Raw genomic sequence first — 14,123 nt, 5'->3', positions numbered from 1 at the left:
ATATGACTTCCATGAATCAGACTCAGAGCCCCACGCTTCCGATACAGGAAGCAGAGTCTCCCATTCTGTCCGTTCGTAATCTGACGACCTCGTTCAGAAGTGATGACGTTTGGAAGCCGGTGGTCCGCAATCTGAGCTTCGACGTACCCCCTAGAAAAACCGTCGCCATCGTCGGCGAGTCCGGTTCGGGAAAGAGCGTCACATCTCTGTCGATCATGCGGCTTCTTCCTAAGCGATCCAGTTATATCGAGGGGCAGATCAATCTCGGCGGGCAGGATCTTCACACGCTCTCCGATGACGAGATGCGGCGCGTCCGAGGGCGAGACGTGTCGATGATCTTCCAGGAGCCGATGACTAGTCTCAACCCGATCTTCCCGATTGGGAAGCAGATTGCGGAGGCGTTGACCGTTCACAAGCCATTGTCTCGGTCTGAGGCGCGCGCTGAGGTCATCCGACTGCTGGACAAGGTGCGCATTCCGAACGCGGCTTCTCGCTTTGATGAATATCCTCACCAGTTCTCAGGTGGCATGCGTCAGCGCGTCATGATTGCCATGGCGCTCGCGTCCAAGCCGAAGCTTTTGATTGCCGATGAGCCGACGACGGCGCTTGATGTGACGATCCAAGGGCAGATTCTCGACCTAATCAAGACCCTTCAGGATGAGGATGGAATGTCCGTTCTCTTCATCACTCATGACATGGGCGTCGTGGCGGAGATCGCTGACGAGTGCATCGTGATGTTTCGTGGCGAGGCTGTGGAGATGGGACCGACGGAGAATATCTTTCTTCGCGGAAAACATCCGTATACCCGTGCTCTGCTATCGGCTGTGCCGAAGCTCGGCTCGATGACGGGTCGCAGCCTGCCTTTGCGTTTTCCAATCGTGGATGTCCTCACAGGAGATATGCAGCCGCAGCGGGATGTCATCGATACGGTGGCGCAGACGAAGTCACCCGTGCTCTCCGTCAAGAATCTGACGGCTCGATTCGATATTCACTCAGGTATTTTCTCTCGCAAGACAGCGGCTGTGCATGCGGTAGAGAACATCTCGTTTGATCTCTTCGAAGGTGAGACTCTCTCGATTGTGGGCGAATCCGGATGCGGAAAATCCACAACCGGACGCTCCGTTACGCGGCTTATCGAGCCAGTCAAAGGCAGCATCGTCATTGATGGCCACGATGTGATGGCGCTGAACCGCCCAGCACTCCGCCGGATGCGCCGCAGCATTCAAATGGTCTTTCAAGACCCCTTTGCAAGTCTTAATCCGCGTATGGCCATTGGCACGGCCGTCATGGAGCCATACCTCGAGCACGGGCTCGGCTCCAGGAGACAGGCCCAAGAGAAGGCGGCGGACCTGTTGGAGAAAGTTGGCCTCAAGGCTGATATGATGCGACGCTTCGCCCACGAGTTCTCGGGAGGGCAGCGCCAGAGGATCGCCGTTGCGCGCGCCTTGATGCTGGACCCCAAGGTTATCGTCGCCGATGAAGCGGTATCGGCGCTTGACGTTTCGATCAAGGCTCAGGTCTGTAACTTGCTGTTGGATCTCCAACAGAGCCTGAACCTTGCCTATCTGTTTATCTCTCATGACATGGCCGTGGTCGAGCGGATCAGCCATCGTGTTGCCGTCATGTATCTCGGTGAGATCGTAGAGGTCGGACCCCGCGCTGCGGTATTCGAGAACCCGCAGCATCCCTATACCAGGAAGCTCATGTCAGCGGTTCCGATTCCAGATCCCTCTCGCCGGACCTTGAAGCGAGAACTGTCGGTCGATGAGCTGAGAAGCCCGATCCGATCCCTCAAATACGTACCGCCGGTTCGTGAGTATAGGGAGATCTCGACAGGACACCTCGTCTTGCTCAATTAGGGGGGCCTAGTTTCATGGCACTGTTCGATGCCGATAGGATCCGCCAGGGAAGGTTCTTGGCGGATCGAGCCGGTACTATGGGAAATGGTAAAGCTCGCCCTGGCCCGGGATCAGGAATCGGACGCCAAGATCGTTGCCTGCTTCCAATTCTTTGCGAATGGCGTCCTGAGGTTGCGCATTGGTCAATGAGTACTTGATATGGCTTACAATAACAGGCAGCCCCTTTAGAGCATCTCCGCCTGCCTCTTGGCCCAGAGCATGCAGTGCTTTGTGCACCCATTTGGGAGTCATGTGCCCGAATAATAAATTGTCCGGCCGGTCGTTGGTGTACGATACTTCCAGAATGATCGCCTTTAGCCTTCGCTGCTTCACCTTGTCGGCGACGACCTTCCAAATGCTTTGCATGGCAGAGGAATTCTCGACCTCGTCAGGTCCCGTATCGCCGAAGCAAAGTATGGCATCGCCCCCGCTCTCGATGAGAAACGCTGTGGATTCGCTTCCGGCGTGGCTGAGCGGGAAAGGGGTGGCCGCCATTCGAGTTCCAGCAAGTTCCTGGACTAGGCCAGGGACCAAATCTGCTACGTGATACTTTTTCAGCTGTGGCGGCTGACCTCGGTCCAACATATTGGGCCAAGCAACCCAATTGAAGTAATTCTGCTCAAGGCGAGCATTTACCGATGGCAAGCCGTAAATAGTCTTGTTGCTATCGTCAGGCGAGGCGATCACCAACCCTTCTACATGGTCGAGGTGAGCATGACTTATCAAATAGCCTTTGATATGATCTTTCAGAACATGACCGACGACGCTGTCGGTTGAGCCTTCAGGCACCCTGACATCGGCAAAGACGCCCTTCTCTTGAGCGACCTTTAATCCATTGACGAGGCTGCCTGCGTCGCAGGTAATGGCGGCATGGTTCCCGTGCGGTCGAATGAGGTACGAACTGAGATTGCCGTCCTGAATACCACCTAAGGCGCCGAGGACGACCACGTCGAAGCCTTGGCCCGATAAAGCTGCGGCAGGGATCAGAAGCGTCGAGATCAGGACAAGTAACGCGGTCGGTCGCATGGTATTCCCATCGTTGAGTAGCCGTCCGACCCGGTTCATGACATCGCGCGCCATGATCGTGATGCCTGTGAGACTTTCGAGGCATTTCAGATCCGTGCAGGGCGAGGTGCGTACAAGGACTGGAGCGGTCGGCCACAAAGCATCGCGCATTCCGTTCCGATAATCCACCCGCGGTTTGCTCCACGCGCACTTAGATTGGAAGAGCAGCCGCTCCACTTACGCCTCACAACTATCGAGCCTGGCAAAGTACGGGTTCAGACAGCCTTTCGCGACCTAGCGAAAGGGCTTGGGGGCACTCGTCGGGAATGTTCGTCGTCACGATAGCCCCGGTCTCGTTTGCAAGAGGACGAATGCTGGCGCAATACCCGCCGGCTCTTTCGGCTAGGTGCCGATCTGTAGACTAGGCTGTTTCTTCGACGTTCAGGGTTTTCCGGTAGCCATTTCAGGGTTTTATCCGAGCGAGGCAGCCGGCCAAGGGGTGTATGCTGCATCCGACATGCCTGGGACGAGAGCACGTAACCCCAAAAGGGAATTATCGCCTAGGAAGGCGTAGCAGAGCCAAGGAGGACAAAGGCGCCATTGATCGGATGCAAGTCATCCAATCCAGCACCACAATCCTGGATGATATGCCATCGGCGTGTCCGCTTGCAGCCGCCCGACAGATCCGGAGCCGTTCTGGACGGACAGGCTGCAGCTCATTGCGGAAGGTCATGTGCTGGACATAGGATGATGAGAATGGATCTGTTTCCCATGATCAACAAGGGAACGATCTCATGCGCGACGGTATGCCGAAAGGACCGATGGCCATGACCAACGCACCCGACACCGCCTCCATTTTCGATTGGCTGAACGATCTGACCGCAGCGGTGGAAACCGGAGGGCGGGAGCGCCTTCATGCAATGGGAGATATCGGGACCGATTGGAATGCCGTGAAGGGAACCATCGCAGCCGCGGGATCCAGCCCCGGCATCGTTTTAGCGATCGCAGTTGGTGCGTTACTCGCTTCCATTCTGATTTGGTTTGCACTCTCGCGGAGCCTTGATCGTGTTCCATGGCTGTGCCGAACCCGCATTCTGAGAGTTCTCGCTGTAGGGTTTCTATCGATCCTCGTCATTGCCGGTGTGGCGCGGCTGGCTCCTCTGGATGAAAGCGGACGCGTGATTCTCAGGACCTTGGGCGCTGCGACAATCCTGAGCCTCCTTGTACGTCAACTGCTGCGGAGACTGATGATTGACGATGCCCAAGCAGCGGCGTCGATTCAAGGGATGTTGGCCTTTGCCGATACTGTCGCGATGGGAATGGCCTGGGGTCTCTTTGGCATTGCCGTGTTGGCGATTCTGCGAAGCTATGGGGCCGGACCGGGTCTTCATGATGTCGTTGGTACGTTCGCGGTGACCTTGCCTGCCACACTCCTCCTCGCCAGCGCCTATTGGCGGAGACGAAGTGCGATCATGGTCGCCGTAGCAGGACCTCAGCCATGGAGCCCGACCCGTCAGCGCTTCGCCAAAGCATGGCCGGTCATTGCGATCGTCGCTCTCCTCGGTACCGCGGTGGTATTGCAACTGGGGGTGACCTTGGGACACCCACTTCCCGGATTGCCGATGCTCTTGACCCTGTTGCTCGTTCTCGTCGCGCCCCATGTCGATAGCGCCATCGGTGTTTGGGCCGAAAGGCGCGAGCGCACGTCCTCTTCCTCTGTTATGTCTGCCTCACTGCGTCGAACGGCACGGTTCGCATTCGCGATTCTCGTTCTGGTGCTTCTCGGTTATGAGTGGGCGCTGCCGGCTCTCGAGGCCCTCGGTTCCGACGTGCAGTGGATCCGAGCCAAGGCGATCGCCATTGCTCTCGTCGCGTTGATCGGATCGCTTCTATGGAACGCGACGGGCGTCGCCATCGCTCGCATCGCGCGGCAGGATTCCGTTGGCCCGTCGGACGAGGAAGTGCAAGCGCCCCGCAGTCGCCTGGGAACCCTTCTGCCTTTGTTGGGCAGCACCGCCAAGATCGGCATCCTGGTTTTCACGATCTTGACGATCCTGGTCGTCCTCGACGTCAACGTCTGGCCAGTCATTACGGGCCTTAGCGTCTTCGGCTTGGCGATAGGTTTCGGCTCGCAGACGCTGGTGAAGGACATTGTGTCGGGACTGTTCTTCCTCGTCGATGATGCGTTCAGGCTGGGTGAGTATATTGAGACCTCCGGTGCTAAGGGGACGGTAGAAAAGATCTCTGTCCGTTCGGTCAGTTTGCGGCATCCGCGCGGCGCCATCGCAACCATTCCCTATGGCCAGATCGGCAAGATCCAGAACTACTCGCGAGATTGGGTTATCGAGAAGCTCGTGTTCCGGGTGGCATTCGATACCGACGTCGAGAAGGTTCGTAAGTTGTTCAAGCAGATCGGACAGGAGATTGCGAACGACCCGAACTTGAACGTTGATCTTCTCGAACCTTTCAAAAGCCAGGGCATTGCATCCGTCGAAGACGGGACGTTGCTTGTCCGAGGCAAGTTCAAGGCCAGGGCAGGCAAACAGTTTGGCATCCGAAAGGCGGTTCTGACCGCTGTTCAGCGCGCCTTCCAAGAGAATGACATCATGGCCGTCCCCCGGCCTATGCCGGTGCCGGCCCTGCAGCCGGGAACATGAGTGTGTCGGGATACGCCCCGGCTCATGGTCAGGGTTTGCCTGTCGAGTTTGTGGGGTTATCCCGAAGAGCCAATTGCCCAACGGCATGCCATTGTGGTGCGCTGGGCAATGAGATTGCAGCCTATGAAGGCGGGAGCGGGGCGTGTTACCTGGAGTGCGGATTGCCGAAGTAGAAACACAGGAAGCGGAGAACGAGCGGCGCGCCATCACCATTCCTGGGGAATTCTGGCGCGTGCTGCTTCATCGGCAGTCCCAGCTCGGGTCTGCGATGATTGCCGTGGCGCTCCTCATGGCAGGTTGCACGGTCACGACGGACGAGGCGCCTCCCTCTATCGTCGCCTCGGCACCCGCTGCCTACGCGCGCGAGCGCCTAGTCGGGCGATGGGGTACCGCGTCATTCCATACGGACAAGGACAGGCAAAGGACTGAGCGTGAGGCAAGGGCGCAGTGCAGTCAGCCTTATACGATCGCGAAAGGCCCGACCGATGGGGTGATGATGCATGTCGCCGACGATCCAAAGCTCTATGAACTCAAGCTCAAAGGTGACGTCTCGGGCAAGACTTATCTTGGCTTCGAAGCACCGCCAGGCGATCCGCAGGATCGCGAGATCCTGTCGGCGACGGATAACCTTGTCGTCATGCGTTTTGTCGATCCGGATGCAAACAGACGCTACGGGACGTTCGTGTACATACGCTGCGGCGCCTGACGCTATAGCCACTCAGCGGGGGACGGGACGTTGTCTATGCTCCGAGTGAACTCTGATCGAATGGACCTGTGGCGAGCGTGCGCGGCGGCAGCCGGACTGACGTTGATGGCCAGCCTTCCGATACCAGCAATGGCCCAGGGCAGTTCCGCGCCGCCGGCGCTCGATATGCAGGTCGACGACGAACCGGGTCGGATCTCGACCGAGGAAGCAGTCATCAGCGAGGGTCCCTATGCGCGCCAAGTGGTATTCTTCCGATCCAATGAGCCGCCCGGAACCCTGGTCATCCACACATCGGAACGCTTCGCCTACCTTGTCCAGGGCAACAATCGAGCCCTGCGCTACGGCATCGGCGTCGGGCGTGAAGGTTTCCAATGGTCCGGATTGGTGCGCGTGAGCCGCAAGGCCGAGTGGCCGGATTGGCGCCCTCCGCCGGAGATGCTTGCGCGCCAACCCTATCTACCGCGCTTCATGGCTGGCGGGCCGGGGAATCCGATGGGTGCGCGTGCCCTGTATCTCGGGTCAACGGTCTTTCGCATCCATGGTACCAACCAGCCGGAGACGATCGGTCATGCCATATCCTCTGGCTGCTTTCGTCTCGCCAATGGCGACATCATCGATCTCTACGAGCGTGTGCCGGTGGGGACGAAGGTGGTGGTCCGCCATGGAGCGAGTCTGTGAAGAATGAGCCTAGACGAGCATTCGGGCCCGAAAATGAGGCGCGTCGTTTGATGGAGACCGCAGGTTATGTCGAATGCCAATGCGCACATTCGCTTTGCCCTCGCCGGCATCATATCCCTCCTGTGCTGCATCATGGCGCTACCTGCCATAGCTGGCACTCTTGAGACTGTCAGGCAACGCGGCACTCTGAAATGCGGCGTTAGTGAAGGCCTGTTCGGGTTCTCGGAGCGGAACGCTCAGGGCGACTGGTCAGGGTTCGATGTCGATTTTTGTCGCGCCATTGCAGGTGCCATCTTTGACGATCGATCGAAGGTCGATTTCGTGCCGCTCTCCGCCAGCGATCGGTTCGACGCGCTTCGCGCGGGACGCGTCGATCTTCTGTCGCGGAACTCGACCTGGACCCTGGAGCGCGAAGCTGGACTGGGCCTCGCCTTCGCGGGCATCACCTATCACGACGGCCAGTCTTTCATGGTTAAGCGAGAGCTCAACGTCACGTCCGCACTGGATCTTGATCGCGCGAAGGTGTGCGTGGAGAACGGCACCACGAGCCAGCTCAATCTGGCCGATTTCTTCCGTGCCAACTCGATGTCTTTTGAGGAACGCGCTTTCCCGAGTGCCGCGGAGGCCCTTGATGCCTTTCAGGCAGGGCAATGCAATGTCCTGACGCGAGATCAGTCTGCGCTCTATGCCGAGCGCCTGAAGCTGACCCGCCCGAACGATGCCATCATTCTTCCGGATGTCATCTCGAAGGAACCACTCGGACCGGCGACCCGTGCGGATGACTTTGCCTGGTTCAACGTCGTGAGATGGGTGAACTTCGCGCTAGTGAACGCGGAAGAACTCGGCCTCTCATCGAGGAACGCGGGCGAGGCATCGACCTCCACGAAGGCGGACGTGCGCCGCTTCATAGGATTGGAGGGCGGTTTTGGGGCGATGCTGGGACTCCAAGATACGTGGGCCCTGCGCGCCGTTCGGGCCGTCGGGAACTATGCTGAAATTTATGAGCGAAACCTTGGCGTCGAGTCTCGCCTTGGTATTCCGCGTGGATTGAACCAACTCTGGAGCATGGGCGGCGTGCTCTACGCGCCCCCAATGAGATAATTGCGGCACCGCTTGTTAATTCAATGAGGGCGCCTTCCCAGCGCTATTCGATTGCTCGTCAGCCATTCGGCTGACGAGAGAAATAGGCAGCAAGCTCTTGGATTTCCTCATCCGTTAGATGCTTTGCCATCACCATCTGAGGATTCTCACGCTTGCCATTGCGAAACAGTTCCAGTTGCTGCGCCAATTCCTGCGTGGGGCGACCAGCCAAGATAGGAACTCCCTTCATCTCCGGATGCCCATGTTCACCATGACAGGATTGGCAGAGCTCGAGCTTGTCCTGGACATCCAGCGCTTTTGCTTCGTTTTGTAAGAAGACAAGCCCGATCAGGATAGCTGCCACCCTTGTCACAAGCACTCGCATCAGCTTCTCCTCAGACGACATCCTGAAATCGATAAGAGCCGAGGCGATGATGTTCCTGCTTGGCAGGCGTCCCTGCAATAGGGATCCAATCCAGGCACATATGAATCCACATATCTTTCCGAGCCCGTTGCTCAAGCAGGCTCTCGTTCTCGATCAAGTTCCCCGATAATGCGACAATGTCTCGTTATGGGAAGCAGTCCGCACCGTCGCGCGGACTGTTGAGCCAAGATGTCAGTGCGCGAGCGGGGTCCCGACGCCCAGCAATGCCTCGCCCTTGTTTACCGATAGGCTGGTAAGCCGGTATAGGATGAAACCGTCCTTCTCGGAGCGTATTGTTGCGAGCACCTTTCCGAAGACGTCCCGTACCTCGCCGAGGACCTCACCCACGGCCACCGAATCGGAGATCTCTTTGGCGGCGTACCAGAGCCCGTCGCACGGAGCCGATGGCACCCACATCGTGACGAATTTCGGAGCTTTCTCGAGAACGGACTTTACAGACCCCGAGATCATGCCGAGATAGTGCATGACACGCTCTACACCGGCCGTCATCTCGCCGACCGTATCCTCGCCCCAGAGCCCGTTACCGCTCACTTCCGGCAAGATGCTCGGCACACCTACCTTATAGGCCGCATTGATCGTATAGCCCTCTCCGCCCGCAGCGATATTGACAGGAATGCCGAAGGCTGTCGCAAGCGCCTTCGATTTCTCGCAGCCATTCGGATAGAGCGTGAATGGCGCGAGCGACTCACTAAGATCACCTCCGTGGAGATCGAGATAGGCATCGACCTGCGGATAGACCTGCGTCACGAGCCAGTGCGCGAGCCTCTCGCTTGTCGATCCGTCGGCCTTGCCGGGGAACATTCGGTTCAGATTCTTCCCGTCCTCCGGCATGATGTAAATGCTGCGCCTGTGGAAGCCCTGCACATTGAGAATGGGCAGAACGACAAGAGTCCCTTTGATGTCCTGAGGCCTCCTTTTCATCAGGCGAATGGCTGTTTCGATCGAGCAGAACTCGGAACCGTGGACGCCGGCGGTGACGAGCAGGCAAGGACCAGGTTCTGAGCCCTCGATGATGCCGAACGGGATTTCGACGCCATCGAACGGCCGAACATGGCCCTGCTCGATGCGAGGCTTTCCGGTTTGAAAAGACGGAAGTGCGTTCATATTCGTGATCCGATCAGGAGAATGCGGGTTGCGACGTCTCGACGGCGCGCAGGAAACTACGCAGATACCCGCCGAGATGAGGGCTCAGGTATCCCCCCTCCTGCACCAGCAGCGTCGGCAGGTCGAGCGCAGAAAACTTACGGCCTGCCTGAGCGAAGCCATCATTGGTGATTTTGAAAGTCGCAACTGGATCATGCTCAGACGCATCGAAGCCCAGCGAAACGACGACAGCTCCTGCGGAGAATTCAAGCACCTTCGCAAGGGCTGCATCGATCGCATTGAGCCAGACTGAGTCCGGTGTCGCCCATGGAAGTGGCTGATTGAAGTTAAGGCCGCGACCGGCTCCTTCGCCGATTTCGTCCGCATGGCCAGCATAATACGGTGCAGAAACACGTGGATCGATATGAATGGAGCAGAAGAGAACGTCTGCACGCTCGTAGAAGATGAACTGCGTCCCGTTCCCATGGTGCACATCGATATCGACGAGAGCAACCTTCCCGTATTGCTTCGTGAGACGATGAGCTGCAATCGCAGCATTGTTCAGGAAACACACGCCCGTCATCAGGTCAGGATAGGCATGGTGCCCGGGAGGGCGGCAGAGAGCGTAGACCGGGCCACTTGATGAGGAGAGGCGATCAGCGCCGTGAATCGCGGCTTGCGCGCTGGCGTAGACGGCTGGCCAGGTGCCTTCAGTCATCGGGCAGGAGGTGGAGTTCGAATACCAGCCAAGTTCACCGAGGAGTTCAGTGGGCTTGCGATGCATGCGGTGTGTAGGATGCACGTTTGGAATGACGTTCGGACCATAATCCGGATTTTCCGTCCAACGCTTATAGACGGTCTTCAGGAATTCGACGTAGTCCCTGTCATGAATCTCAAGGATGGGGTCGAGATTCCCGAGGGGAGCCTGTACGATCTGATGACCGTCCTCCCTCACGATATCGAGGAAAATTCGATAACGCTCCGCCCGATCCGGCTGGGCAATGAATTTGCCGGTTCGGAAGACGAGCTCCGGATCATGGAGGGCCTGGTCCGGATGGTGAACGACGAGCATCGATAGCTATCCTTGCTTTTGTGTTGTTGTCTTGGCTCGCGAGGCGAGATTGGCCGCTCAATCGAGCGGCCGACCCCGTGTCTCCGGCGTCAAGAAGAAGTGAGTTGCAAGCGTGATCGCACAGATAACACCCACATAGATCGAGATGTATAAAGGACCGCCAAGTCCATGGAGCCACGTTGCCAGCAGGGGAGCCGTGCCTCCGAAAATGGCCGCGCAGACGGCGTAGGGAATGCCGATCCCGGACGTGCGAACCTTGGTTGGGAAAAGCTCGGAGAAGACCGTTCCGATGACGGAGTTGTTGAGTGCGATGAACAACGCACCGACCACGGCAACGAACAGAAATGTTCCGAAACTTGGGCTTCCGACCAGCATCGAGAGAAGCGGATATGTGAAGATCAGGAAGCATGCTGCCGAGCCGATCAGGAACGGCTTGCGGCCGATGCGATCCGATAGGTAGGCAAATACCGGAACCCCGATGCAATAGGCGGCGGTTGCCGCGATATTGCCGGCGAACCCGGCGGATCGATCAAGGCCGCCGACAAGGTTTGCATAAGTCGGCAGGAAAATCAGCCAGAGATAATACTGCACGCCGTTCATCTGCACGACGAAGACGATGAACGCTTCCTTCGGATACTTGGCTAGCGAGGCGACGATGCCTCCGAGACTGAGTTTCTGGGCGTGTCTGTCTTTCTCGAAGGCCGGTGTCTCCGTAAGGCCGCGGCGCATGTACAAGCCGTAGAGTGACAGCAGCGCTCCGATGAGGAAGGGAACGCGCCATCCCCATGAGGCGAGAGCATCTGTCGGAATGAAGCGAGTCGTCAGGCCTGCAACTGCCGTTGCGATCAGCACTGAGAGGCCGATGGACACCATTTGCGGCGATGCATTGAGCGCACGATTACGGTCCGAGGCATGTTCGTTCAGGAAAGTGACGGCAATCTGAAATTCACCGCCTGCCGAGAAACCCTGAAGCAGCCGCGCCAGAACTATGATGACGGGGGCCAGGATGCCTATCTGCCCATAGGTTGGGCACAGGGCAATGATGAGACTGCCAAGCCCTGCCATGATGATTGTCGCAGAGAGCATCGTGCGTCGACCGTATTTGTCGGCCATGGGCGAGAGCACCAAAGCGCCGATCGGACGGGCGGCAAAGCCAATGGCGAATACTGAAAAGCTGGCGATCAGCGAGACCAGCGCGTCGCTGGCCGGAAACATCTGGCTTGCGAAGATGCCCGCCAGAAGTCCATATATGGACCACTCATACCATTCGATGAAATGGCCGATCGAGCCGCCGAATATCGTTTTCAGTCGGCTCGGCGCTGCGCTGTCGCGCAAGGTCGTAGCGCCTCCATAGGCACGCACACTTTCGCTCACTCTGTTGTCCCTCTTCTCTTTGGCCTTTGCGGCCGCTTCGTTTGGTGGTTGGCGCCGTGCCCCGCTCTCTCGCCTCGACCGCCGTCAGCGGACGAAGTTATGTTGTGCGAGGGCCTCGAGTCGCTGGCCGACGAGATCTGCCAGGATCTTGAGATTGCGATCGAAATACGCCTCATCCTTGTCCAGGAAGCGCTCGAGACTCAGGCCGCGGATTGCGATCAGCATGAATTCAAAGAGTGCGATCACCTCAGGGCGCGTGCCTTCTTCCGAGGTGTGATGTTCGAGCCAGGGATGTAGAACCATGCGCATCGTTTCCAGACGATGTGCGACGACGCGAGGATGTAGAGCGGGATCGGATCGTGTGCCGATAATGATTTCCCAGGTCGCCCAGTATTCAGGGTTGCCATAGACCTCCCAAAGATGGCGCACGGTATCCGAGATGTTCAGCGTACCGGCCGGAGAGACAGGCTTCTCCTGCTCAAGACGAGCACGCATACGTTCAGAGGCATGATCGAGGACGCCGAACAGGAGTTCGTCCTTCGTTGCGAAATGATGATGAAGGGCGCCAGTCGTAACCCCCGCCCGCTTGGCAATGAGCGCTGTCGAGGTGCCTGCAAAGCCCAGGGTCTGAAGGAGCTCGATGGCTGCGCGGATCAGAATCGCCCGCGTTTCCGCGCTGCGGTCGACCTGGGTACGTCTGCGATTTGGGACTGTCGCCATTCATGCCAACTTACATACATATCGATCAGTATGTAAATGTGAGAGCTCGTGTCAATAGTGAGGTTTGTACCGTCCGCATGCACATCTTGCTGGATGCTTGGTGGTCGCAACGAAGGATGTGTGGAGCACAACTCAATATCCGGGTCCCCAGGGAGTATGTCGAGATGTTGTTTCGATATGCTCCCGGCATGCATCGTCGCCAAGCCGCAATTTGATGGGACGGCATGGCTGGGGATTGGTCTCGCAGCTACGATCTGCGCGCTGTGCGACGAAGCCCTGCTGGGTTTTGTCCGGCATCCGCTACAGAGGCTTGTCGAATCCATAAGAAGTGTCCTGGTCCATCCATGAGCGCAGCACGCAGCGCAACTTGAGCCGCAGCGAATGCGGAGTACGGGGCGACTTCCTTGTTAAGCACCTTGTCTACCTTAGATCGTTTCTCCTCGGTGGAAGCGGCTGGCACGACCTTCATCGGGAGCGCGTCGCGTTCCATTAAAGCGCGACGGTCTTTCTCCCTAAAAACTTTTTGAGACAGATAATATTCACGCAGATGTCATCGATCTGGATTTCACGTGTCTCTGGGGCACGGCCCTGTATTGGTCTTGATGCTGGCTGCTTGCCTGCGAAGTGGAGTCAGTAGAGCACACTGCTTTTCGACAGTTGCCGATATGAGGTCGTCATTTTTCGAATTTTCGATCCATCTGCATGCCTATTTCTATGGTTTGGCTTTCTTTGACAAGAGAGTGTCTTGATAGAACAAGAATAAGCTTTGCCGTAATGTGTAACTCAAAGCAACGCCCTCGATAGGCAAGTATCTGTAATAATATCAGGCGATTGGCTGCGGGATGGAATCAATAAAGCTGCAGCATGCTTTCTACGCGCATGACTAGAGGCGGAATACTGACCGGAAAGTTAAAAGCTTTTCCTAAATGCCAGTAAAAGCAGAAATCAAGGGGTAGCCATGCCATTGTCCATCTCCGCTGTGAAACGATAGCTCTGCTATCGGACCGCTAATGATTATCAAGGGTAGCGCTATCCTTGTGTCATTCACGGATTTCGCCATCGCATTTTGCCAATCCGTACTTCTGAAAATTTCAGAAGGTCCATCTGGATTGGTGCGTGACTCGGTCGGGCTGATCAATCGCGCTGTTTAATCTTGCTCGTTAATCAGCCGCCTCCGACTTTCGGCTTACCTGAACCTCGCATCATTTCTAGACTCACTGAGAAAAGGATTTATCGATGTCATTTCCGACTTCATCGACGACGGGACTTCCGGCTGGCGTGACGCTGACGGCGTCCGGCGACATCATCGTCACCAAAGCCGGCACGGTTCTCAGCAACCTCAATGTCCGCGGCCAGATCTGGGTCCGGGCCGAGAACGTCACCATCCAGAACTGCAAGATCACCT

The 14,123-nt window shown here is 57.4% G+C and carries 11 protein-coding genes; 5 read left to right on the top strand and 6 right to left on the bottom strand.

Going from position 1 to position 14,123, the window contains the following annotated elements; genetic code table 11:
- The first annotated feature begins 2 nt into the window (after window positions 1-2).
- Window positions 3-1,859 carry an ABC transporter ATP-binding protein gene (locus K9B37_RS22195; protein WP_439651777.1) on the top strand — a complete coding sequence of 619 codons (1,857 nt, stop codon included), beginning with the start codon at window positions 3-5 and terminating at the stop codon, window positions 1,857-1,859.
- A gap of 75 nt (window positions 1,860-1,934) precedes the next feature.
- Here the strand turns inward: K9B37_RS22195 and K9B37_RS22190 are convergent, their stop codons facing one another.
- A complete protein-coding gene (locus K9B37_RS22190) occupies window positions 1,935-3,074 on the bottom strand; it encodes an MBL fold metallo-hydrolase (protein ID WP_224315725.1) in 1,140 nt (379 codons plus the stop codon).
- Window positions 3,075-3,697: 623 nt separating this feature from the next.
- On the opposite strand from K9B37_RS22190, the gene K9B37_RS22185 reads away from it, so the two are divergent.
- The 4 genes from K9B37_RS22185 to K9B37_RS22170 all read left to right on the top strand — a co-directional run bounded on the left by K9B37_RS22185 (window position 3,698) and on the right by K9B37_RS22170 (window position 8,045).
- A complete protein-coding gene (locus K9B37_RS22185) occupies window positions 3,698-5,560 on the top strand; it encodes a mechanosensitive ion channel family protein (RefSeq protein WP_224315724.1) in 1,863 nt (620 codons plus the stop codon).
- Window positions 5,561-5,702: 142 nt separating this feature from the next.
- Entirely contained in the window at window positions 5,703-6,266 is a 564-nt protein-coding gene (locus K9B37_RS22180; protein ID WP_224315723.1) for a hypothetical protein, read from the top strand.
- A gap of 60 nt (window positions 6,267-6,326) precedes the next feature.
- A complete protein-coding gene (locus K9B37_RS22175; protein WP_439651776.1) occupies window positions 6,327-6,944 on the top strand; it encodes a L,D-transpeptidase in 618 nt (205 codons plus the stop codon).
- Between the two features lie 66 nt (window positions 6,945-7,010).
- Entirely contained in the window at window positions 7,011-8,045 is a 1,035-nt protein-coding gene (locus tag K9B37_RS22170; RefSeq protein ID WP_439651775.1) for an amino acid ABC transporter substrate-binding protein, read from the top strand.
- A gap of 58 nt (window positions 8,046-8,103) precedes the next feature.
- On the opposite strand, the gene K9B37_RS22165 is transcribed toward K9B37_RS22170, so the two are convergent.
- From K9B37_RS22165 to K9B37_RS22145, 5 genes are all read right to left on the bottom strand, one after another.
- A complete protein-coding gene (locus K9B37_RS22165; RefSeq protein ID WP_224315721.1) occupies window positions 8,104-8,409 on the bottom strand; it encodes a c-type cytochrome in 306 nt (101 codons plus the stop codon).
- 231 nt (window positions 8,410-8,640) lie between these two features.
- Window positions 8,641-9,573, bottom strand: a complete 933-nt coding sequence (locus K9B37_RS22160) for a succinylglutamate desuccinylase/aspartoacylase family protein (protein WP_224315720.1) — start codon at window positions 9,571-9,573, stop codon at window positions 8,641-8,643.
- A 13-nt stretch (window positions 9,574-9,586) separates the two neighbouring features.
- Window positions 9,587-10,624 carry a histone deacetylase family protein gene (locus K9B37_RS22155; protein WP_224315719.1) on the bottom strand — a complete coding sequence of 346 codons (1,038 nt, stop codon included), beginning with the start codon at window positions 10,622-10,624 and terminating at the stop codon, window positions 9,587-9,589.
- Between the two features lie 57 nt (window positions 10,625-10,681).
- A complete protein-coding gene (locus tag K9B37_RS22150) occupies window positions 10,682-11,998 on the bottom strand; it encodes an MFS transporter (RefSeq protein ID WP_224315718.1) in 1,317 nt (438 codons plus the stop codon).
- Window positions 11,999-12,082: 84 nt separating this feature from the next.
- Window positions 12,083-12,718 (bottom strand): TetR/AcrR family transcriptional regulator, encoded by a 636-nt coding sequence (locus tag K9B37_RS22145; protein ID WP_224315717.1) that lies wholly within the window; start codon window positions 12,716-12,718, stop codon window positions 12,083-12,085.
- Window positions 12,719-14,123: the final 1,405 nt, after the last annotated feature.

Origin of the sequence: Microvirga puerhi (assembly GCF_020089865.1) — a bacterium.
Lineage (GTDB): Bacteria > Pseudomonadota > Alphaproteobacteria > Rhizobiales > Beijerinckiaceae > Microvirga > Microvirga puerhi.
The sequence above is the reverse complement of the archived record's forward strand: the minus strand, read 5'-3'. Positions and strand labels throughout refer to the sequence as shown.

Bases quoted from the DNA above. Each gene is read 5' to 3' on its own strand.
- K9B37_RS22195 (WP_439651777.1), top strand. From the start codon at position 3: ATGACTTCCATGAATCAGACTCAGAGCCCCACGCTTCCGATACAGGAA.
- K9B37_RS22190 (WP_224315725.1), bottom strand. From the start codon at position 3,074: ATGCGCGATGCTTTGTGGCCGACCGCTCCAGTCCTTGTACGCACCTCG.
- K9B37_RS22185 (WP_224315724.1), top strand. From the start codon at position 3,698: ATGCGCGACGGTATGCCGAAAGGACCGATGGCCATGACCAACGCACCC.
- K9B37_RS22175 (WP_439651776.1), top strand. From the start codon at position 6,327: ATGGACCTGTGGCGAGCGTGCGCGGCGGCAGCCGGACTGACGTTGATG.
- K9B37_RS22170 (WP_439651775.1), top strand. From the start codon at position 7,011: ATGTCGAATGCCAATGCGCACATTCGCTTTGCCCTCGCCGGCATCATA.
- K9B37_RS22165 (WP_224315721.1), bottom strand. From the start codon at position 8,409: ATGCGAGTGCTTGTGACAAGGGTGGCAGCTATCCTGATCGGGCTTGTC.
- K9B37_RS22160 (WP_224315720.1), bottom strand. From the start codon at position 9,573: ATGAACGCACTTCCGTCTTTTCAAACCGGAAAGCCTCGCATCGAGCAG.
- K9B37_RS22155 (WP_224315719.1), bottom strand. From the start codon at position 10,624: ATGCTCGTCGTTCACCATCCGGACCAGGCCCTCCATGATCCGGAGCTC.
- K9B37_RS22145 (WP_224315717.1), bottom strand. From the start codon at position 12,718: ATGGCGACAGTCCCAAATCGCAGACGTACCCAGGTCGACCGCAGCGCG.